At 68.4% G+C, this 19,551-nt stretch carries 14 protein-coding genes and 1 pseudogene; 5 read left to right on the top strand and 10 right to left on the bottom strand.

Annotated elements, in window-relative coordinates; genetic code table 11:
* Positions 1–40: 40 nt before the first annotated feature.
* Together ACK5M9_RS11240 and ACK5M9_RS11235 are read right to left on the bottom strand one after the other, a co-directional pair.
* Positions 41–1,651 carry a PE domain-containing protein gene (locus ACK5M9_RS11240; protein ID WP_416893252.1) on the bottom strand — a complete coding sequence of 537 codons (1,611 nt, stop codon included), beginning with the start codon at positions 1,649–1,651 and terminating at the stop codon, positions 41–43.
* Between the two features lie 211 nt (positions 1,652–1,862).
* Positions 1,863–2,825, bottom strand: a complete 963-nt coding sequence (locus ACK5M9_RS11235; RefSeq protein ID WP_416893251.1) for an adenylate/guanylate cyclase domain-containing protein — start codon at positions 2,823–2,825, stop codon at positions 1,863–1,865.
* A 216-nt stretch (positions 2,826–3,041) separates the two neighbouring features.
* Between ACK5M9_RS11235 and ACK5M9_RS11230 the strand changes: the two genes are divergently transcribed.
* The gene (locus ACK5M9_RS11230) at positions 3,042–4,100 is read left to right on the top strand and encodes an oxygenase MpaB family protein (protein WP_416893250.1); all 1,059 of its coding nucleotides are present in this window, start codon (positions 3,042–3,044) and stop codon (positions 4,098–4,100) included.
* Positions 4,101–4,154: 54 nt separating this feature from the next.
* On the opposite strand, the gene ACK5M9_RS11225 is transcribed toward ACK5M9_RS11230, so the two are convergent.
* The 4 genes from ACK5M9_RS11225 to infC all read right to left on the bottom strand — a co-directional run bounded on the left by ACK5M9_RS11225 (position 4,155) and on the right by infC (position 6,315).
* Positions 4,155–4,958 (bottom strand): TrmH family RNA methyltransferase, encoded by an 804-nt coding sequence (locus tag ACK5M9_RS11225; protein ID WP_416893249.1) that lies wholly within the window; start codon positions 4,956–4,958, stop codon positions 4,155–4,157.
* Between the two features lie 6 nt (positions 4,959–4,964).
* Entirely contained in the window at positions 4,965–5,354 is a 390-nt protein-coding gene (gene rplT, locus ACK5M9_RS11220) for a 50S ribosomal protein L20 (protein ID WP_416893248.1), read from the bottom strand.
* A gap of 89 nt (positions 5,355–5,443) precedes the next feature.
* Positions 5,444–5,638, bottom strand: a complete 195-nt coding sequence (gene rpmI, locus ACK5M9_RS11215; RefSeq protein WP_416893247.1) for a 50S ribosomal protein L35 — start codon at positions 5,636–5,638, stop codon at positions 5,444–5,446.
* Between the two features lie 116 nt (positions 5,639–5,754).
* Positions 5,755–6,315, bottom strand: a complete 561-nt coding sequence (infC, locus tag ACK5M9_RS11210; protein WP_416893257.1) for a translation initiation factor IF-3 — start codon at positions 6,313–6,315, stop codon at positions 5,755–5,757.
* A gap of 397 nt (positions 6,316–6,712) precedes the next feature.
* Between infC and lysX the strand changes: the two genes are divergently transcribed.
* Both lysX and ACK5M9_RS11200 read left to right on the top strand, forming a co-directional pair.
* The gene (gene lysX, locus ACK5M9_RS11205) at positions 6,713–10,045 is read left to right on the top strand and encodes a bifunctional lysylphosphatidylglycerol synthetase/lysine--tRNA ligase LysX (protein WP_416893246.1); all 3,333 of its coding nucleotides are present in this window, start codon (positions 6,713–6,715) and stop codon (positions 10,043–10,045) included.
* 97 nt (positions 10,046–10,142) lie between these two features.
* On the top strand, positions 10,143–11,036 hold the full coding sequence (locus ACK5M9_RS11200; protein WP_416893245.1) for a DMT family transporter: 894 nt from the start codon (positions 10,143–10,145) through the stop codon (positions 11,034–11,036).
* A 13-nt stretch (positions 11,037–11,049) separates the two neighbouring features.
* Here ACK5M9_RS11200 and uvrA read toward each other — a convergent pair whose 3' ends face one another.
* Positions 11,050–14,064, bottom strand: a complete 3,015-nt coding sequence (uvrA, locus tag ACK5M9_RS11195; protein ID WP_416893244.1) for an excinuclease ABC subunit UvrA — start codon at positions 14,062–14,064, stop codon at positions 11,050–11,052.
* Positions 14,065–14,204: 140 nt separating this feature from the next.
* Between uvrA and ACK5M9_RS11190 the strand changes: the two genes are divergently transcribed.
* Positions 14,205–14,882 (top strand): MBL fold metallo-hydrolase, encoded by a 678-nt coding sequence (locus ACK5M9_RS11190; protein WP_416893243.1) that lies wholly within the window; start codon positions 14,205–14,207, stop codon positions 14,880–14,882.
* A 13-nt stretch (positions 14,883–14,895) separates the two neighbouring features.
* Here the strand turns inward: ACK5M9_RS11190 and ACK5M9_RS11185 are convergent, their stop codons facing one another.
* Positions 14,896–15,336, bottom strand: coding sequence for a universal stress protein (locus ACK5M9_RS11185; RefSeq protein WP_416893242.1), 441 nt, complete (start codon positions 15,334–15,336; stop codon positions 14,896–14,898).
* 107 nt (positions 15,337–15,443) lie between these two features.
* Here ACK5M9_RS11185 and ACK5M9_RS11180 point away from each other — a divergent pair, with 107 nt between their 5' ends.
* Positions 15,444–17,039: a glycosyltransferase family 39 protein gene (locus tag ACK5M9_RS11180; RefSeq protein ID WP_416893241.1), complete on the top strand. Its 1,596-nt coding sequence runs from the start codon at positions 15,444–15,446 to the stop codon at positions 17,037–17,039.
* Between the two features lie 31 nt (positions 17,040–17,070).
* Here ACK5M9_RS11180 and uvrB read toward each other — a convergent pair whose 3' ends face one another.
* Positions 17,071–19,239: an excinuclease ABC subunit UvrB gene (uvrB, locus tag ACK5M9_RS11175; RefSeq protein WP_416893240.1), complete on the bottom strand. Its 2,169-nt coding sequence runs from the start codon at positions 19,237–19,239 to the stop codon at positions 17,071–17,073.
* Between the two features lie 23 nt (positions 19,240–19,262).
* A pseudogene (locus ACK5M9_RS11170) lies at positions 19,263–19,551 on the bottom strand (hypothetical protein); the annotation flags it as partial.

Genomic DNA, 19,551 nt, shown 5'->3' with positions numbered 1-19,551 from the left:
AGCCATGGCGACGAGCGTCCGGTGTCGCCCGCATCGTTGTTCAGTCCGAGTCGATTTGTCCGAGTATCTGGGAGAACTGCCAGGGGGTTTGTGCGACTCCGCTGCTGGTGGGTGACAGCACGCCGATGGTGCCTTGGTTGTCGCGGTTGCCTGACCACATGGCCAGGCCCTTGAGGTCGTTGGTGTCGGCGAAGTCGGTGAGGTCTTGTGCGTCGGAAAGGGTGAAGGTTTCCCCGGGGGTGTCGTTGACCCCGATCATGGGTGTCACCTCGACCATCGCCCAGACCTCGGCTGAGGTCCTCGATGGATACAGGGTGCTCAGCTGGCCGTGGACCGCGGTGGCGGCTTGTATCGCGGCATCGCCCATGTCGATGCCCGACGGGCCGTAGTCCATGGCCATGATGTTGACGTGGTCGATATCGACGCCGTTGGTGATGGCGTTTTGTATCACGTTGAGACCGTCGTTGGTGAGCCCGGTCGGCATCACCGGAAGTGTGTAGGACACTTCAATCGGATTGCCACTGGCGGTCCCGGCGGTCTGCATCATCGCGAGTGCTTGAGCGCGACGTGTCAGCGATGCCGTATCGCCAACGGCAGCGCCCTCGATATCGAAATCGAGTTTGTAGATGCCGTACTTGTCCACCACCGAGGTGTACTTCGCCGCCAGATCGGTCGAGTTCGACGTGACCTGGGCGAGTTCTTGGCCCGTCGCGCCGCCGAAGGAGATGATGCCGGTGATACCGGCATTGGTCATATCGGTGATCCTGTTGTCGATCAGATAGACCGAGCTGCCTCCGTCGACCGCGTAGGTTCCATAGCCGCCCCACGCGGCCTGGCCGGAAGGATCAGCGGTGATGAACGCCAACGTAATCTCATCAATCCCCCCGACATTGGCGGCATCGGTGAAACTGATACCCGACATCGTAATGTCGAAATATGGTGCGAAACTCCCGGTGCCAACCGGCGGTGGCGGAGGAGGAGGAGGGGGTGGTGGAGGAGGAGGCGGCGGAGGGGCGATATCGCCGCTGCCCGGTTGGCCGGTGCTACCCGGTTGACCGAAGAACAGACCGCCGCGTCCGCCGAGGCCACCGGGACCGGGGTTGCCGCTGTTGATACCGGTCGTGGCCGTTCCGCCGGTGCCGCCAGCGCCGCCGCTTCCCATCAACCAACCGGCGTTCCCTCCCGCACCACCGGGTGCACCTCCCCCGCCCGCACCGCCGGCGCCGCCGCTCCCCAGCAACCAACCGGCGTTCCCGCCGGCGCCACCGGCTTGACCGGGTGCGCCGGATGCTCCGTTGCCCCCGTTGCCGAGCAGCAGGCCACCATCGCCGCCGCGACCGCCGGCCACTGTTGCATTCGCGCCGTCGCCGATCAACGGGCGACCCAACAGAACTTCCGTTGGTGCGTTGATGAGTTTCAGGAACGGCGACGCGTTGGCTGCCTCGGCGCTCGAATAGGTGGTAGCACTGGTGGCCAACATCTGCGCGAACCTTGCGTGGTATGCCTCCACCTGCGAGTTCACCGCCTGGTATTCGCGACCGTAGGCGCCGAAAACCGCGGCGACAGCTGCGGAAATCTCGTCTGCGGCGGCCGCGGCAAGTTCACTGGTCGGCGTGGCGGCGGCGTTGGCTGCGCGAAATGCCTGGGCCACGGTATCGACTTCGGATGCTGCTGCGAACAGGGCGTGGGTGTCCGCCGCTACAAAAGACTCCGCCGCTACAAAAGACAAAGTGCTGGGTTCCGATCGTGATCAATTCTCAGGATCAATAACCAGCGACAACGGAAATTGTCAGCTGCGGCCATACCGTACCACACCAATGGCATGCTGGCCGATTCTCGGCGGGGACGGTGTCATGGCGCCTCTAATGTGCCTGCGTCGGTGCGCTCTCCAGACTCGCCCCCGTCGGGGACTCCCCCGCATTCTTGATGCGATATATCTGCAAGTCCGGTGGAATACCGGTGACTTTGCTGGAAAAAACCGGCCGGCGCGCCCGGCCGGCCGTCACGCCCATGGCCTCCAGCGCGGGGCGCCCGATCAGGTCGAGCGTCGGACTGGAGATCATGACACCGCCCTTGGTCGCACGCTCCATCACCCGGGCCGCGATGTTGACGTCCACCCCCAGCCAGTCCGAGCCCAGCCGTTGCGGGCGACCGGTGTGGATTCCGGCCCGCATCCGAGGCGTGTAGCCGTTCACCTCAACGGATTTGAGGGCCTGCCGGGCCTGAAACACTGCCCGCACCGCGGCCCCGGGGTGGCGGAAGACCGCCATGATGCCGTCGCCCATCCGTTTGACGATCTGCCCGCCGGAATCCAGTAGGGGCGGCTCAACGGCTCGGGCCACCTGCCGCAGCAGGGTGAGGGTGGCGTCGTCGCCGGCTTCCAGCGCCCACGAGGAGAAACCCACCAGATCGGTGAACACCAGGGTGACTTCGGGGTTTGCCGGCTGCCCCGAGGCAGCCTCGGTCATCGCCTGCCATACCTGTAGGACGCCCAGGCTGACCTCGCGGGACGCCCCGTCGCGATTCCAGAGGATGCGGTTGGCGGCGCGGGCGGCCGCCCTGGGGCCGCCCTCACCCGCGGCGGACAGCGGGTCACCGAACTCGGGATCGCCGGGCAACGACCGGCGCACCCGCTTGACGAACTCCACCAGGCGGGGACTTCGATTGGTGATGCGCAGCCATTGCGCCGGTGAACGTCGCCGCCGGGTGCGGTTGCCGTCGTCGCCTGTGGAGCTCTCGTCGCCGGTGGAGCCGTCGGCGTTGCCAGCCGTGGCGGCGGATTCGCCGGGCGCCGGCGACTGCGAATCGACCGGCCCGACCTCCACGCGGCAAGAGTATGGGTTACCCGTCGGCCCGGCAATGAGGCGAACGCCACTGACGACCCATGCCGCGGCAAAGCCGCCGATTACGTCGATGCGGCAATACGATTGAGAGTTCGCGACACCTGCGCGACCCGCCGGCCTAGACTGTAGACAACGCGCGTTGTCAGCAATTATCGTGAGCGCGCACAGGTTGATCGCGAGGCTGCCCTGGAGGCCGTGATGACTGCCGTATCGAAGATGCCCGATCCCCTCGGACCCGACTCGCTGACCTGGAAATATTTCGGGGACCTGCGAACCGGCATGATGGGTGTTTGGATCGGCGCGATCCAGAACATGTACCCCGAGCTGGGTGCGGGAGTCGAGGAGCACTCCATCCTGCTGCGCGAACCGCTGCAGCGGGTCGCCCGGTCGGTGTACCCGATCATGGGTGTCGTCTACGACGGAGACCGGGCGTCGCAAACCGGCCAACAGATCAAGAACTTCCACCACACCATCAAAGGCGTCGACGGCGAGGGCCGCCGGTATCACGCTCTCAACCCCGAGACGTTCTACTGGGCGCACGCCACCTTCTTCATGCTGGTCATCAAGGTGGCAGACTACTTCTGCGGCGGCCTGACCGAGGCCGAGAAGCGCCAGTTGTTCGACGAACACGTGCAGTGGTACCGGATGTACGGCATGAGCATGAAGCCGGTACCGAAATCCTGGGAGGAGTTCCAGGAATACTGGGAGCGGATCGGCCGCGACCAACTGGAGATCAACCGGGCCACCCTCGACATCTTCTACATGCGGATCCCCAAGCCGAAGTTCGTGCTCATGCCCACCCAGCTGTGGGACGAGATCTTCAAGCCGCTGGTGGCCGGTCAGCGCTGGATCGCCGCAGGGCTGTTCGAGCCCGCCATCCGGGAGAAGGCGGGCATGCACTGGACACCCGGCGACGAGATCCTGCTGCGGGTGTTCGGCAAGCTGGTGTCGCTGGCGTTCCTCGCGGTGCCCGACGAGATCCGGCTGCACCCCCGCGCGCTGGCCGCCTACCGGCGCGCCCAGGGCCGCGTCCGCAGCGATGCGCCGCTGGTCGAGGCGCCGGGGTTCATGGCTCCGCCACGGGATCGGCGCGGCCTGCCCATGCACTACTTTCCGCAGCGCACGTCAGCGCGCTCGGCGCCCAAGTCCCCGTTCGACCCGGCGCGGGCGCTGATGGAACGTGCCGGGTCGCTGGTGCACAACACGTTGTCCATTGCCGGCCTGCGCGCGTCCCGGGGGCGGCGGCCGGCGGCCTGATTCGCCGCGAGCGTAACGTGGCTGCGAAATCCGGGCCGCATTCTCGCGCTGGCGTTACGCTCGCGGAGAATTACGTATGGCACGTGCGCTCTCGTACAGGCAGATCGCGGCCGCCGCGGCCACGTTGAGGCTCTCCGCTCCCCCCGCCATCGGAATTCGCACCCGATGGTCCGCCGCGCCGGCGATCCCGGCGGGCAACCCGTGCGACTCCGGGCCGAACAACCACGCCGCCGGCCCGGTCAGCAGCGGCCCGGCATCGTCGAGTGCGACCTCACCGTCGACGGTGGTGGCCAGTAGCCGCAGACCGGCCGCCCGGAGTCGCCCCAGCACACCGGGAGTGTCGGCGGCCACCACCACCGGAACGGCAAAAATGCTGCCCGCCGATGCGCGCAGGCACTTGCCGTTGTAGGGGTCGACGCTGTTGCCCGCCAGCACTACCGCCGCGGCGCCCATGGCATCGGCGATGCGGATCAGGGTGCCCGCATTGCCCGGCTCCCCGATGTCCACCGCCACGGCCATCAGCTCGGGTGCGCCGTCGAGCACCACACCCAGATCGGGGGCCGGCAGGTCGCAGACGGCCACCAACCCCGCCGGGGTGACGGTGTCGGACAGCGCCTTGGCGGCCCGCGGTGTCACCAGGTGAACCGGCGCCCGCAGCCCACTGAGCACACCATCGTGGCGCGCCGCGGCATCCTCGGAGGCGAAAACCTCCCGGACCAGTCCGCGTTCGGCCGCGGCGAACACCAGGTTGGGGCCTTCGGCAAGAAACCGGTGCGCGCGGCGCCGACCGACAGGGCGCTGCAGCTTGACCGCCGCGGCGACCCGGGCAGAGCGTTCGGTGAGTGCGGTCTCGGGCACTGCCGGTTAGGCAGCTTCTCCGGAGGGGGCGTTGACGTCCGCGGGCAGGGCAGCCCGGGCGACGTCGACCAGCGCGGTGAACGCGGCCGCATCGGTGACCGCGATGTCGGCCAGGTTCTTGCGGTCCACCTCGACGCCCGCGGCCTTGAGGCCCTGGATCAGCCGGTTGTAGGTGATGCCGTTGGCGCGGGCGGCGGCGTTGATCCGTGAGATCCACAGCTTGCGGAACTCGCCCTTGCGGGCGCGACGGTCACGGTAGGCGTAGTTCAGCGAATGCAGTTGCTGTTCTTTGGCCTTGCGGTACAGCCGGGACCGCTGCCCGCGGTAGCCCTTGGAGGCCTTCAGGATGCTGCGGCGCTTCTTGTGCGCGTTGACCGCGCGCTTTACGCGTGCCATGGGTGTTCCTACTCTCGTCAAACGTGTTCAGTCGGGGCTGCCTGCGGCGTGCCGGCAGCGGATGGCTCGGAGGGCTGGGACGGCGCAGGTCAGCCGTTCAGCAGCGCCTTGACGCGCTTGGTGTCGTTGGCGGCGACGACCGTGCGGCCGTCCAGGCGGCGGGTGCGCTTGGTCGCCTTGTGCTCCAGCAGGTGGCGGCGGTTGGCTTTCTGCCGGACGACCTTGCCGGTTCCGGTGGTCCGGAACCGTTTGGAGGCCCCGCTGTGGGATTTGGCCTTGGGCATGTTTCCTCGGTTCTGTCTCTTGTTGGGTTCTGGTGTTGCCGGGTAGCCGATCGGTGTGCCGGCCCCCGGCCCCCGGCCCCCGGCCCCCGGCCCCCGGCCTCCTGGCCTCGGGGTGGTCAGTGCGCGCCCGACTCGCCTTCGTCGCGTGCCTTGGCGCGGGTCTTGGCACCGCGGTGCGGCGCCAGCACCATCGTCATGTTGCGTCCGTCCTGCTTGGCCGACGTTTCGACGAAGCCGTGTTCGGCCACGTCGGCTCCCAGGCGCTGCAGCAGCCGGTAGCCCAGCTCGGGGCGCGACTGCTCACGTCCGCGGAACATGATCGTGACCTTGACCTTCGATCCGGCTTCGAGGAAGCGGACCACGTGGCCCTTCTTCGTCTCGTAGTCGTGATCGTCGATCTTGGGCCGCAACTTCTGTTCCTTGACGACGGTCTGCTGCTGGTTGCGGCGGGACTCACGCGCCTTCTGCGCCGTCTCGTACTTGAACTTGCCGTAGTCCATGATCTTGCAGACCGGCGGCCTGGCGTTCGGGGCAACCTCGACGAGGTCGAGATCGGCGTCCGCGGCGACGCGGAGTGCGTCCTCGATACGCACGATGCCCACCTGCTCACCCCCGGGGCCGATCAATCGGACTTCAGGCACGCGAATGCGCTCGTTGACACGGGTCTCAGTGCTGATGGGGCCTCCCTCGTCGGCTTCGGTTCCACAGCGGCCCAACCCGAACCGGGAGGGAAACAGCCGCGGAGACACGCTGGCCACCAGCAAAAAAGCCCTGCACACGCAGGGCCCAATGCCGACCGGTCCCGGCCTGAAACGCACTCAAGCCGCCCGCGCGGACGCGCGGAACAGGCACGTCACGGTGCCTGTGACCGGACCGGATAGCCTTGACGGCAGCTGTGCCGCGCTGCTTGTGGCCACCGGTGGGAGTGGGACTCCACTTAACTTCCCCGACGTTGGCCGGGATGGTCGCAGCGCACAGTCTAACAGCCCTGGCTCACCCTGCTGACCACGCGCTCGCCGCCGGCCGTAGGCTCCGCCGGGAATTTCGGCGGCACAGCGAATACCCTGGCGGTCAGTGACGCTCACCCAGCCCCGCGCCGCGCACCGGTCGCCGTCCCGCTACCGGTGGCTGCCTGCCGCGGCCGGCTGGATCGTCGGAATCATTGCGACGGCGTCGCTGCTGGCCAGCATCTCGCCGTTGATCCGCTGGCTCATCCGGGGCCCGCGGACGTTCATCAACAACTATCTGTTCAATTTCCCCGACACCAGCTTCGCATGGTCGTTCGTGCTGGCCCTGCTGGCCGCCGCGCTGGCCGCGCGCAAGCGGATCGCCTGGCTGCTGCTGCTCGGCGACATGGTGGTGGAGGCGGCGGCCAACGCCGCCGGCATTGCCGCGGGCGGCAACACCCCGGCCCGGTCGCTGGGTGAGAACCTGGGATTCGCCGTACACACCGTGGCGATCGTCCTACTCGTCCTGGGCTACCGCGAGTTCTGGGCAAAGGTCCGCCGCGGGGCACTGCTGCGGGCGGGCGCGGTGCTGGTGGCCGGTGAGGTGATCGGCATCCTGGCGTCATGGGGTCTGGTCACACTGCTGCCCGGAACCCTGGCCCCCGGAGACCGGCTGCCGTATGTCGCCGACCGGGTGGTCGGCTTCGGCGTCACCGACCCCGAGGTGTTCAGCGGGAGCCCGCACGTCTTCCTGAACTCGGTGTTCGGGCTGTTCGGTGCGCTGGCGCTGATCGCGGCCGCCATCGTGCTGTTCCTGTCCCAGCGCGCCGACAACGCCCTGACCGGGCAAGATGAATCCGCGATTCGGGGGGTGGTGGAGTTGTTCGGCGCCGACGACTCCCTGGCCTACTTCGCCACCCGGCGCGACAAGTCGGTGGTGTTCGCCCCCAGCGGCCGCGCCGCCATCACCTATCGGGTGGAGGTCGGCGTCTGTCTGGCCAGCGGCGATCCAGTCGGTGACCCGAAGGCGTGGCCGCAGGCCATCGGCGCCTGGCTGAGCCTGTGCCAGCGCTACGGCTGGGCGCCCGGTGTCATGGGCGCCAGCTCGCGAGGCGCCCGGGCATTCGGAGAAGCGGGGCTGCACGCCCTGGTGCTGGGCGACGAGGCGATTCTGCGGTCTGCCGATTTCCGGCTGTCCGGACCCGACATGCGCGGCGTGCGCCAAGCCGTCACCCGGGCCCGCAGAGCGGGGCTGACAGTGCGTATCCGCCGCCACCGCGACATCGCCGAACAGGAGATGGCTGGGGTTGTCGCCTGCGCGGACGCCTGGCGCGACACCGAAACCGAGCGCGGATTCTCCATGGCGCTGGGCCGGCTCGGCGACCCCGCCGACTCCGATTGCCTGCTGGTCGAGGCCGTCGACGCCCACGGCCGCCGGGCGGCGATGCTGTCGCTGGTGCCGTGGGGCACCACCGGTGTCTCGCTGGACCTGATGCGCCGGTCCTCGCAGTCCCCCAACGGGACCATCGAGTTGATGGTCAGCGAACTCGCGCTGCACGGCGAGAAACTCGGTATCAGCCGCATCTCGTTGAACTTCGCTGTTTTCCGCTCCGCGTTCGAGCAGGGCGAACAACTCGGAGCGGGCCCGGTGGCACGGCTGTGGCGTGGGCTGCTGGTGTTCTTCTCGCGGTGGTGGCAACTGGAGACGCTCTACCGTTCCAACGCGAAATACCAGCCCGAGTGGGTTCCCCGCTACGCCTGCTACGAGGACACCCGCATGCTGCCCCGGGTCGGTGTCGCCTCGGTGATCGCCGAGGGATTCCTGGTGCTGCCGTTCAGCAGGCGCGACAAGGTGCACACCGGTCACCATTCGGCGGTGCCCGAGCGGCTGGCGGCAACCGGGCTGCTGCATACCGACGGCACCGCGCCCGAAGCCGACGGGTTGTACGAGGGCGCGCTTCCCCACGCCGGGGGGTCCGGGCGCCGGCCCGAACAGGTGCGGGTGCGGCTGGCCAAACTGGAAAAGCTGCGCGGCGCCGGTGTCGATCCGTATCCGGTGGGTGAACCGCCGAGCCACACCGTCGAGGCAGCCGCGGCCGCCGGTGACGGGACGGCCGTCACGGTGTCCGGACGGATCCTGCGGGTGCGCAACTACGGCGGGGTGCTGTTCGCCCACCTGCGCGACTGGTCCGGGGAGATGCAGGTGCTGCTGGACAACTCCCGGCTGCACCAGGGCCGGGCTGCCGACTTCAACGCCGCGATTGACCTCGGCGACCTGGTGGAGGTCACCGGGCAGATGGGCCGGAGCGACAAGGGCACGAGGTCGCTGATCGTCACCCGGTGGCGGTTGACCGGCAAATGCCTGCGGCCGCTGCCCGACAAATGGAAAGGCATGACCGACCCCGAGGCCCGGGTGCGGGCCCGCTACGTCGACCTGGCCGTCAACACCGAGTCCCGCAATCTGCTCGCAGCCCGCAGCACCGTCGTCCGCTCCATTCGAGAGACACTGTGGGCCAAGGGGTTCCTCGAAGTCGAGACGCCGATATTGCAGCAGGTGCACGGCGGCGCCACCGCCCGGCCGTTCGTCACCCACATCAACAGCTACGACATGGACCTGTTCCTTCGGATCGCACCCGAGCTGTACCTCAAACGTCTGTGCGTCGGCGGGGTGGAACGCGTCTTCGAAGTCGGCCGGGCATTCCGCAACGAGGGCGTCGACTTCAGCCACAACCCGGAGTTCACCCTGCTGGAGGCCTACCAGGCGCATGCCGACTACCGGGTGTGGATCGACGGCTGCCGCGAACTGATCCAGAACGCGGCCCAGGTCGCCAACGGCGCCCACACCGCCATGCGGCCGGGAAATCCCGACGATGCGGCCGGTCGCGGCCGCCGGCTGGAGCCCGTCGACATCTCCGGGACCTGGCCGGTGAAAACCGTCCACGACGCGGTGTCGGAGGCCCTCGGCGAGCAGGTCGGCGTCGACACCTCCCTGGCCGATCTGCGCAGGCTGTCTGACGCGGCACACATCCCCTACCGTCCGTACTGGGATGCCGGGGCGGTGGTCCTGGAACTCTATGAGCACCTCGTCGAAGCCCGCACCGGACAGCCCACCTTCTACATCGATTTTCCGGCGTCGGTGTCTCCGCTGACCAGGCCGCATCGCAGCAAACCCGGAATCGCCGAACGCTGGGACCTGGTGGCCTGGGGCGTCGAACTGGGCACCGCCTACAGCGAACTGACCGACCCGGTCGAACAGCGCCGCCGCCTGGTGGCGCAATCACTGCTGGCCGCCGGCGGGGACCCCGAGGCGATGGAACTCGACGAAGACTTCCTGCAGGCGATGGAGTATGCGATGCCGCCCACGGGTGGACTCGGGATGGGAGTGGACCGGGTGGTCATGCTGATCACCGGGCGCAGCATCCGTGAGACGCTGCCGTTCCCGCTGGCCAAGCCGCACTGAGCCGTGGCTGCGAGGGTGCCCGCATGATGCCTGGATTATTCGCCTGGTTAAAGTCGATCCCTTATCCAGCCGCTGCGGCAAGGAGTGTGTCCGGGACATGGGATGGCTGACGTCGAATGCGCCGGCAATCGTTTGCGCACTGCTGGCCGCTTTGTTCGTTGCTGTGGGCATCGTCGTTCGCCAGATCGCACTCCAGCGCCCCGGCATCACGACCGAGCGGCCCGGGCAGATGGTCTCCGCCGTGCTGCACGACCACCTGTGGTGGGCGGGCACCGGCGCCGCGATAGCCGGATTCGCCTTCCAGGCCACCGCACTGGCGCACGGGTCCCTGCTGCTGGTGCAGCCGTTGCTGGTGTCCTCGCTGCTGTTCGTCCTGCCGTTGAGCGCCTGGCGGGCCGGACATCGGGTCACCGGGGCGGAATGGTTCTGGGCGGTCCTGCTGACATCCGGGCTGGCGGTCTTCGTGCTCGCCGGACACCCGCACCAGGGACACAACCGGCCATCGACGCTGGTCTGCACGCTCGGGCTCGGCGCGGCGGCGCTGATCGCGATTGCCGGCGTGCTGGTCGCCCTGCTCACCGCCGGCGGTGTCCGCGCGACATCGCTGGGGGTGTCGGTCGCCGTTGCACTCGGCATGATCGCGGTGCTGACGAAGATCTGCACCCGGCAATTCACCGACGGCGGCTGGCATGCCCTGCTCACCTCCCCCATGGTGTATCTGCTGGTCGCCCTGGCGGTCATCGCAACCGTGCTGCAGCAGTGGGCCTTCCACGCCGGCGCCCTGCAGGCGTCGGTGCCGAGCATGCTGGTGGGCGAACCGGTGGTCGCCGTCGCGCTGGGACTGACCGTGATGGGTGAGCAGCTGACCGTGCGCGGCGTCGGAACCGTGGTGCTGCCGTTGGCGATCGTGGCGATGCTGGCGGCCACCATCGCGCTCGGCCGCGGCGAGGGCGCCGACACAGAGCGGGCGGCGCTGTCGCCGGCCTCCTGACCGGGGTGTTCTTTCAGGCACTCACCTTGCGCTGTCTCGGGCGCTTGGGTGCCGGGGCCGGCCTGGTGCCGAGCACCTCGGCGAGGAACTTCCCGGTATAGCTTGCCGGCACCGCGGCCACGTCCTCCGGGGTGCCTTCGGCGACGACGGTTCCCCCGCCGTCGCCGCCCTCGGGCCCCATGTCGACGATCCAGTCCGCGGTCTTGATCACATCCAGGTTGTGTTCGATGACGATCACCGTGTTGCCCTTGTCGACCAGACCGCTGATCACGGCAAGCAGCTTGCGGATGTCATCGAAATGCAGGCCGGTGGTCGGCTCGTCGAGAATGTAGATGGTCCGGCCGGTAGAACGTGTCTGCAGTTCCGACGCCAGCTTCACCCGCTGCGCCTCGCCACCGGAGAGCGTCGGCGCGGGTTGGCCGAGCCGGACATAGCCCAGGCCGACGTCGACCAGGGTGCGCAGGTAGCGGTGGATGCCTGAGATCGGTTCGAAGAACCCGGCGGCCTCCTCGATGGACATGTCCAGCACCTCGGAGATGGTCTTGCCCTTGTAGTGCACCTCCAGGGTCTCCCGGTTGTACCGGGCGCCCTGGCACACCTCGCAGGGGACGTAGACGTCGGGCAGGAAGTTCATCTCGATTTTGATGGTGCCGTCGCCGGTGCACGCCTCGCAGCGGCCGCCCTTGACGTTGAACGAGAACCTGCCGGGCTGATATCCCCGCACTTTGGCCTCGGTGGTGGCCGCGAACAGGGTGCGGATCTTGTCGAAAACGCCGGTGTAGGTGGCCGGGTTGGAGCGCGGTGTGCGGCCTATCGGCGACTGGTCCACCCGCACCAGCTTGTCCAGGTGTTCGAGCCCGGTGACCCGGGTGTGCCGCCCCGGGACCTGGCGGGCGCCGTTGAGGCGGTTGGCCAGCACCGCGGCCAGGATGTCGTTGACCAGTGTCGACTTTCCCGAGCCGGAAACGCCGGTCACCGAGGTCAGCACCCCCAGGGGGAACGTCACGTCGATGTCGTGCAGATTGTGTTCGCGGGCACCCACGACTCGCAGCTGGCGCTGCCGGTCGACCGGACGGCGGATGGCCGGGACGGCTATCGTCTCCCGTCCGGAAAGATAGGCGCCGGTGACCGATTCTCGGTTGTCCAGGAGCTCGCGGTAGGGCCCGCTGTGCACGATGCGCCCGCCGTGCTCGCCGGCTCCCGGCCCGATGTCGACCACCCAGTCGGCATGCTCGACGGTGTCCTCGTCGTGCTCGACGACGATCAGTGTGTTGCCCAAATCCCTTAGCCGGGTGAGTGTTTCGATCAGCCGGCGGTTGTCGCGCTGATGCAGGCCGATGGACGGTTCATCGAGCACGTAGAGCACACCCACCAGGCCGGACCCGATCTGGGTGGCCAGCCTGATGCGCTGGGCCTCTCCCCCGGACAGTGTGGCCGCCGCCCGCGACAGCGACAGGTACTCCAGCCCGACGTCGAGCAGGAAACCCAGCCGCGATTGGATTTCCTTGAGCACCTGCCCGGCGATCGCCTGCTCGCGCGGCCCCAGCGTCAGGCCGTTGAGGAAGTCGGCGCAGTCGGCGATGGACAGTTCGCAGACCTCGGCGATGGACTTGGTCACCGACCCCGCGGCGGGCACCGCGCCACCCCTGCCCCCGGACTCCCCTGCCCCCCCTGCCCCCCCTGCCCCCCCGGCTGCCCCGGCTGCCCCGGCTGCCCCGGCTGCCCCGGCTGCCCCGGCGAGGGTCACCGCGAGGATCTCCGGCTTGAGACGGGTGCCCGCGCACACCGGGCACGGGATGTCGCGCATGAACCCCGCGTAGCGCTCCTTCATCTGCTCGGATTCGGTCTGGGCCATCTTGCGCTGCAGAAACGCCAGCACACCCTCGAACTCGACGTAGTAGGAACGGGTGCGGCCGTAGCGGTTGCGGTAGCGCACGTGCACCTGCTCGTCGGCGCCGTCGAGAATCGCCGTGCGGGCCTTGGCCGACAGCTTGCGCCACGGGGTGTCGACGTCGAACCCGAGTGAGTCGCCGAGTCCGGCCATCATCCGGGTGAAGTACTCCGCGCTGCGGCCGGTCGACCACGGTGCCACCGCGCCCTGCGCCAGGGTGAGTTCGGGGTCGGGCACCACCAGCTCGGGATCGACCTCCTTGCGTATGCCCAGGCCCACGCAGTCGGGGCAGGCGCCGTAGGGCGAGTTGAAGGAGAACGACCGCGGCTCCAAATCGTCGACGGCGAGCGCGTGCCCGTTGGGGCAGGCCAGCTTCTCGGAGAAGCGCTGTTCGCGGGTATGCCCCTGCTCGTCGAGGTCGTCGGGGAACTCGAGTACGAGGATGCCGTCGGCCAGGGACAGCGCGGTTTCCACCGAGTCGGTGAGCCGCTGCTTGGCGGCCGCCTTGACGGTGAGGCGGTCCACCACTACCTCGATGTCGTGCTTCTCCTGTTTCTTGAGCTTCGGCGGGTCGGTCAGCGGATGCACGACCCCGTCGACGCGCACCCGGCTGTAGCCCTGGGCGTTGAGCTTGTCGAACAAATCCGCGAACTCGCCCTTGCGGGTGCGCACCACCGGGGCCAGTACCAGGAACCGGGTGCCCTCGGTCATGGCCAGCACCTGGTCGACGATCTGTTGCGGCGTCTGGCGGGTGATACGCTCGCCGCAGGCCGGGCAGTGCGGGGTGCCGGCGCGGGCGTACAGCAGGCGCAGGTAGTCGTACACCTCGGTGATGGTGCCGACGGTGGACCGCGGGTTGCGGTTGGTCGATTTCTGGTCGATGGACACCGCCGGCGACAAGCCCTCGATGAAGTCGACGTCCGGTTTGTCCATCTGGCCCAGGAATTGGCGCGCGTACGCCGAAAGCGACTCCACGTACCGGCGCTGCCCTTCGGCGAAGATCGTGTCGAAGGCCAGGGACGACTTGCCCGACCCGGACAGCCCGGTGAACACGATCAGGGCATCGCGGGGCAGGTCGAGGTCCACGCTACGCAAATTGTGCTCGCGTGCACCTTTGACGATGAGGCGCTCGGCCACTCTGCCCCTTTCGAAACGTCCGGTTTGTCCCGGCACCTGTGGGCGCGCTGCGCACACCCACCGGTGCTGGACGCGTCCCATGCTAGGGCGACCCTCCGACAGTCGATCAGGCCAGTCTCGACCAAGTAGCGTCACCGGGTATGACAGCTCCGAGCGATGACTACACCGGCCACGTCGAACCCGGCGCCTCGGCCCGGCGCACCCTGCCGGGTGCGACCATCCTGAAGACCTCGGTGGGCCCCATGGACAACAACGCCTACCTGGTCACCTGCACGACGACCGGAGAAACACTGCTGATCGACGCGGCCAACGACGCCGAGACACTGATCGACCTCATCGGCCGCTACGCCCCCACGCTGTCGCTGATCGTCACCAGCCATCAGCACTTCGACCACTGGCAGGCACTCGAAGCGGTGGTCGAGGCCACCGGGGCGCCGACGGCCGCCCACGAGATCGACGCCGGGCCCCTGCCCATCCGGCCGGACCGGCTGCTGGCCGGCGGCGATTCGATCCGGATCGGCGAGTTGACCTTCGACGTGATCCACCTGCGCGGGCACACCCCCGGCTCGGTTGCGCTGGCGCTCGGCGGCCCCGCGACCGGTGGCGTCACCCAGCTGTTCACCGGGGACTGCCTGTTCCCGGGAGGGGTGGGCAAAACCTGGCAGGAGGGGGATTTCGAGCAGCTGCTCGACGACGTGAGCACTCGGCTGTTCGACGTGTACGACGACTCGACCGTGATCTATCCCGGGCACGGCGACGACACCGTGCTGGGCGCCGAACGCCCGCACGTGGCCGAATGGCGTGCGCGCGGCTGGTAGAACCCGGGACCGGCTAGGTGGTGTGCACGATCAGTACGTCGATCTTCGCCTTGCGCATGATTTCGCTGGACACCGAACCCAGCAACCGGCCCGCTATCGTGTTCGCCCCGACGCTGCCGACCACCAGCAGATCGGCGTTCTCCTGCTCGGCGAGGTGCAGCAGCGCATCCACCGGCGCTCCTTCGACGACACGATCTTCGACATCCTTGGCGCCGACCGTGTGGGCCCGTTCGGTGGCCGAGTGCAGGATGTCGTAGACCGGGCCACTCCCGGTCACCTTGTAGCTCTCGTCTCTCAACGCGGCGATCGCCCGCTGGTCGTTGCCGTGCGGTAGGTGAGCCGAGGCGATGAGCAGTTTGGCTGTGTCGCCCGCGACGAACGCGGCCCGTTCCACCGCGCGAAATGACGTGTCCGAGCCGTCCGTGCCGACGACGACGGTCCGATAGGCGCCCATTTACCCTCCTAGATGTCAATATTCCGGCCAACCACAGACAGTATCGTGTCGGTGGGCATCGGCGGGAGAGCCATTCGGTGTGGCCGCGCTTAAGATCGGCACCGATCATGTCTGTCTCACCATCCCCGCCGCCCGCCGCGAGCCCTTCGGCAGACCTTGCCCGGCCCGCGGGGCCGGGCCGTGGGCGCGCCCGGTTGCTCGACCCGCTGGCGGTTGCGGTGCTGGCCGCGGTCGTCAGCGGCGCCTGGGCGGCCAAGCCGTCACTATGGTTCGACGAGGGTGCGACGATCTCGGCGGCCGCCAGCCGCACCCTGCCTCAGTTGTGGGAGCTGTTGACCCACGTCGATGCCGTGCACGGTCTCTACTACCTGGTGATGCACGGCTGGTTTTCGGTGTTTCCGGCCACCGAGTTCTGGTCGCGGGTGCCGAGCATCCTGGCGGTCGGGGCCGCCGCCGCCGGGGTGGTGGTGTTTGCCCGGCAATTCTGCGACCGGACCACCGCACTGTGTGCCGGAGCCGTGTTCGCCATCCTGCCCCGGGTGACCTGGGCGGGCATCGAAGCACGCTCGTACGCGCTGTCAGCGGCCGCGGCGGTCTGGCTGACGGTGCTGTTCGCCGGTGCGGTGCGGTCCGGCCGGGTCCGGCTGTGGGTTGCCTACGCCCTGGCGCTGATGGTGTCGGTTTTGGTCAGCCTCAACATGGTGCTGCTGGTTGCGGTCCATGCCGCGATCCTGCCCGCGGTGGCGGACCAGGTGGCGCCCGGTGCGTCACGCAAACGGCCGATCAAGGGGCTTTTGGCCGCCACGGCCGTCGCGCTGGCAGCGCTGACACCGTTCGTGGCGATCGCGCACAAGCAGGTGTGGCAGGTCCGCTGGATCTCCGGCCTGCACCGCAACCTGTTCCTCGACGTGGTGCACCGGCAGTATTTCGACCACAGCAACGCCTTCGCGATCGCCGCCGGCGCGCTGCTGGTTGCCGCCGTCGTAGCACGGCTCACCGGGCATTCCCGGTCCGATGCGGGCGCCGACCGGCTGTTGCGGGCCGGCGCCCTGTGGGTGGTCATCCCGACGGCTGCCGTGCTGGTGTACTCGGCCCTCGGCGAACCGGTCTACTACCCGCGGTACCTGATCTTCACCGCCCCCGCGGCGGCGATCGTCCTCGCCGTCGCCATCACGTCTGTGTGCGGTGAGCCGCGGCAGGTGGCGGGAGTGGTCCTGCTGCTGGCCGTGGCGGCATTCCCGGGCTACTACTTCATCCAGCGCGGGCCGTACGCCAAGGAAGGCTGGGACTACAGCCAAGTCGCCGACGTGATCAGCGCTCACGCCGCGCCGGGGGATTGCCTGCTGGTCGACAACACCGTGCGCTGGCGACCCGGCCCGATCCGCGCCCTGCTGGCTACCCGGCCGGCGTCCTTTCGCGCGCTGATCGATGTCGAGCGCGGCGTCTACGGGCCGGAGGTCGCACACCTGTGGGACGGGCACGTCGCCGTCTGGCTCACCACGGCCAAAATCAACACGTGCACGACGCTGTGGACCATCACCGGCCGCAACAGCCAGTTGCCCGACCATCAGGTGGGACGCTCGCTGGCGCCGGGATCGGCCTTCGCGCGCGCCCCGGTCTACCGGTTCCCCGGCTACCTCGGCTTCCACATCGTCGAGCGCTGGCAGTTCCACTATTCGCAAGTGGTGAAGTCGACGCGGTGAGCAGCGGCCTCGTCGATCCCGCCGCAGTCGTTCAGGTCAGCCCGGCGGCATCCATCCCGCGCAGCTCCTTCTTCAGGTCGGCGATCTCGTCGCGGAACCGGGCGGCCAGCTCGAACTGCAGGTCGCGTGCGGCGGCCATCATCTGCGCGGTCAGCTCTTCGATCAGGTCGGCGAGTTCGGCGCGCGGCATCGATGCGGTGTCGCGGCCCTCGATCACGCCGGCACTCACCGCGCGACCGGGCGCCCCCTGGGCGCGCCGGCCCCGCGAGGCGTTGCGTCCGGACCCGCCGATCTCCACGTCGGTGTCGTCGGCCTCCCGATAGACCTGGTCGAGGATGTCGGCGATCTTCTTGCGCAGCGGTTGCGGGTCGATGCCGTTGGCCTGGTTGTAGGCGATCTGTTTGGCCCGGCGTCGTTCGGTCTCGTCGATGGCTTCGGTCATCGAGTCGGTGACCTTGTCGGCATACATGTGGACCTCGCCGGACACGTTGCGGGCGGCCCGGCCGATCGTCTGGATCAGGCTGCGGGTGGACCGCAGAAAACCCTCCTTGTCGGCATCGAGGATCGCCACCAGCGACACCTCCGGCAGGTCCAGGCCCTCGCGCAGTAGGTTGATGCCGACCAGCACGTCGTACTCGCCGAGCCGCAGCTGCCGCAGCAGTTCCACCCGGCGCAGGGTGTCGACTTCGGAGTGCAGATAACGCACCCGGATACCCATCTCCAGCAGATAGTCGGTGAGGTCCTCGGCCATCTTCTTGGTCAGCGTCGTCACCAGCACCCGCTCGTCGGCCTCGGCGCGTCGGCGGATCTCGCCGATCAGGTCGTCGATCTGGCCTTTGGTGGGCTTGACCACGACCTTCGGGTCGACCAGACCCGTCGGACGGATCACCTGCTCGACAAACTCGCCGCCCGCCCGACCGAGCTCGTAGGGGCCCGGGGTGGCCGACAGGTACACCGTCTGCCCGACCCGGTCGGCGAACTCCGCCCAGGTCAGCGGCCGGTTGTCGACCGCCGAGGGCAGCCGGAAGCCGAATTCGACGAGATTGCGTTTGCGGGACATGTCGCCCTCGTACATGCCGCCGATCTGCGGCACCGTCACGTGCGATTCGTCGATGACCAGCAGGAAATCCTCCGGAAAGTAATCGAGCAGGGTGGCCGGCGGCGAGCCGGCGCCGCGGCCGTCGATGTGGCGGGAGTAGTTCTCGATGCCCGAACAGAACCCCATCTGGCGCATCATCTCGATGTCGTAGTTGGTGCGCATCCGCAGTCGCTGGGCCTCCAGCAGCTTGTCGGTGCCTTCCAATTCGGCAAGGCGGCCGGCCAGTTCCTGCTCGATGGTGGAGATGGCCTGCGCCATGCGTTCGGGGCCGGCGACATAGTGGGTGGCCGGGAAGATGCGCAGCGAGTCGACCTGGCGGATCACCTCGCCGGTCAGCGGGTGCAGGTAGTAGAGCGCCTCGACCTCGTCGCCGAAGAACTCGATGCGCACCGCCAGCTCCTCGTAGGACGGGATGATCTCCACGGTGTCACCGCGCACCCGGAACGAACCGCGGGTGAACGAGATGTCGTTGCGGGTGTACTGCACGTCGACCAGCAGCCGCAGCAGCCCGTCGCGGGGTACGTCGGCGCCGACGTGCAGTTCCACCGAGCGGTCGAGGTAGGACTGCGGGGTGCCCAGGCCGTAGATGCAGGACACCGACGCCACCACCACCACGTCGCGGCGGGACAGCAGCGACGACGTCGCCGAATGGCGCAGGCGCTCGACGTCGTCGTTGATCGAGCTGTCCTTTTCGATGTAGGTGTCCGTTTGGGCGATGTAGGCCTCCGGCTGGTAGTAGTCGTAGTAGGAGACGAAATACTCGACCGCGTTGTGCGGCAGCATTTCTCGCAACTCGTTGGCCAGCTGGGCGGCCAGCGTCTTGTTCGGGGCCATCACCAGGGTGGGCCGCTGCAGGCGTTCGATCAGCCACGCGGTGGTGGCCGACTTCCCGGTGCCGGTGGCGCCCAGCAGCACCACGTCACGCTCCCCCGCGGTGATCCGGCGTTCCAACTCGTCTATGGCGGCCGGCTGGTCGCCGGCCGGGCTGTGCGGGCTGACCACCTCGAACCGGGCGCCCGCGCGCACGACCTCGTCGACGGTGCGGTACTCCGAATGCGCGACGACGCCGTGTTCGGCGGGGCGTTCGGTGGCAAAGGCCATGCCAACAGGGTAGAGGCGTTCGCCTACATGGTCTCGCGGCCCTGGCCGCCTGGCCGCCTGGCCGCCTGGCCCTGCGGCCCGCCCGCCCGCGGCCCGCGGCCGGGCCGCCCACCGAGCGTGTAACTGCTGCGGAAAATCGGCCGCTTGTCCGCAGCAGTTACACGCTCGCCGACAAGGGCGACGTCACCAACCGGTACAGTGACGCCATCCATCCACCGAAGCACGAAACTTTCGACCTCATTGCCCGCACCAACACCGATCCCAAGGGCATCGTGCGGACGGTCGACGAGTACCGGGTGCGCCCGTGGGGGC

This window comes from Mycobacterium sp., assembly GCF_047975165.1.
Taxonomy (GTDB): Bacteria; Actinomycetota; Actinomycetes; order Mycobacteriales; family Mycobacteriaceae; genus Mycobacterium.
The sequence above is the reverse complement of the archived record's forward strand: the minus strand, read 5'-3'. Positions and strand labels throughout refer to the sequence as shown.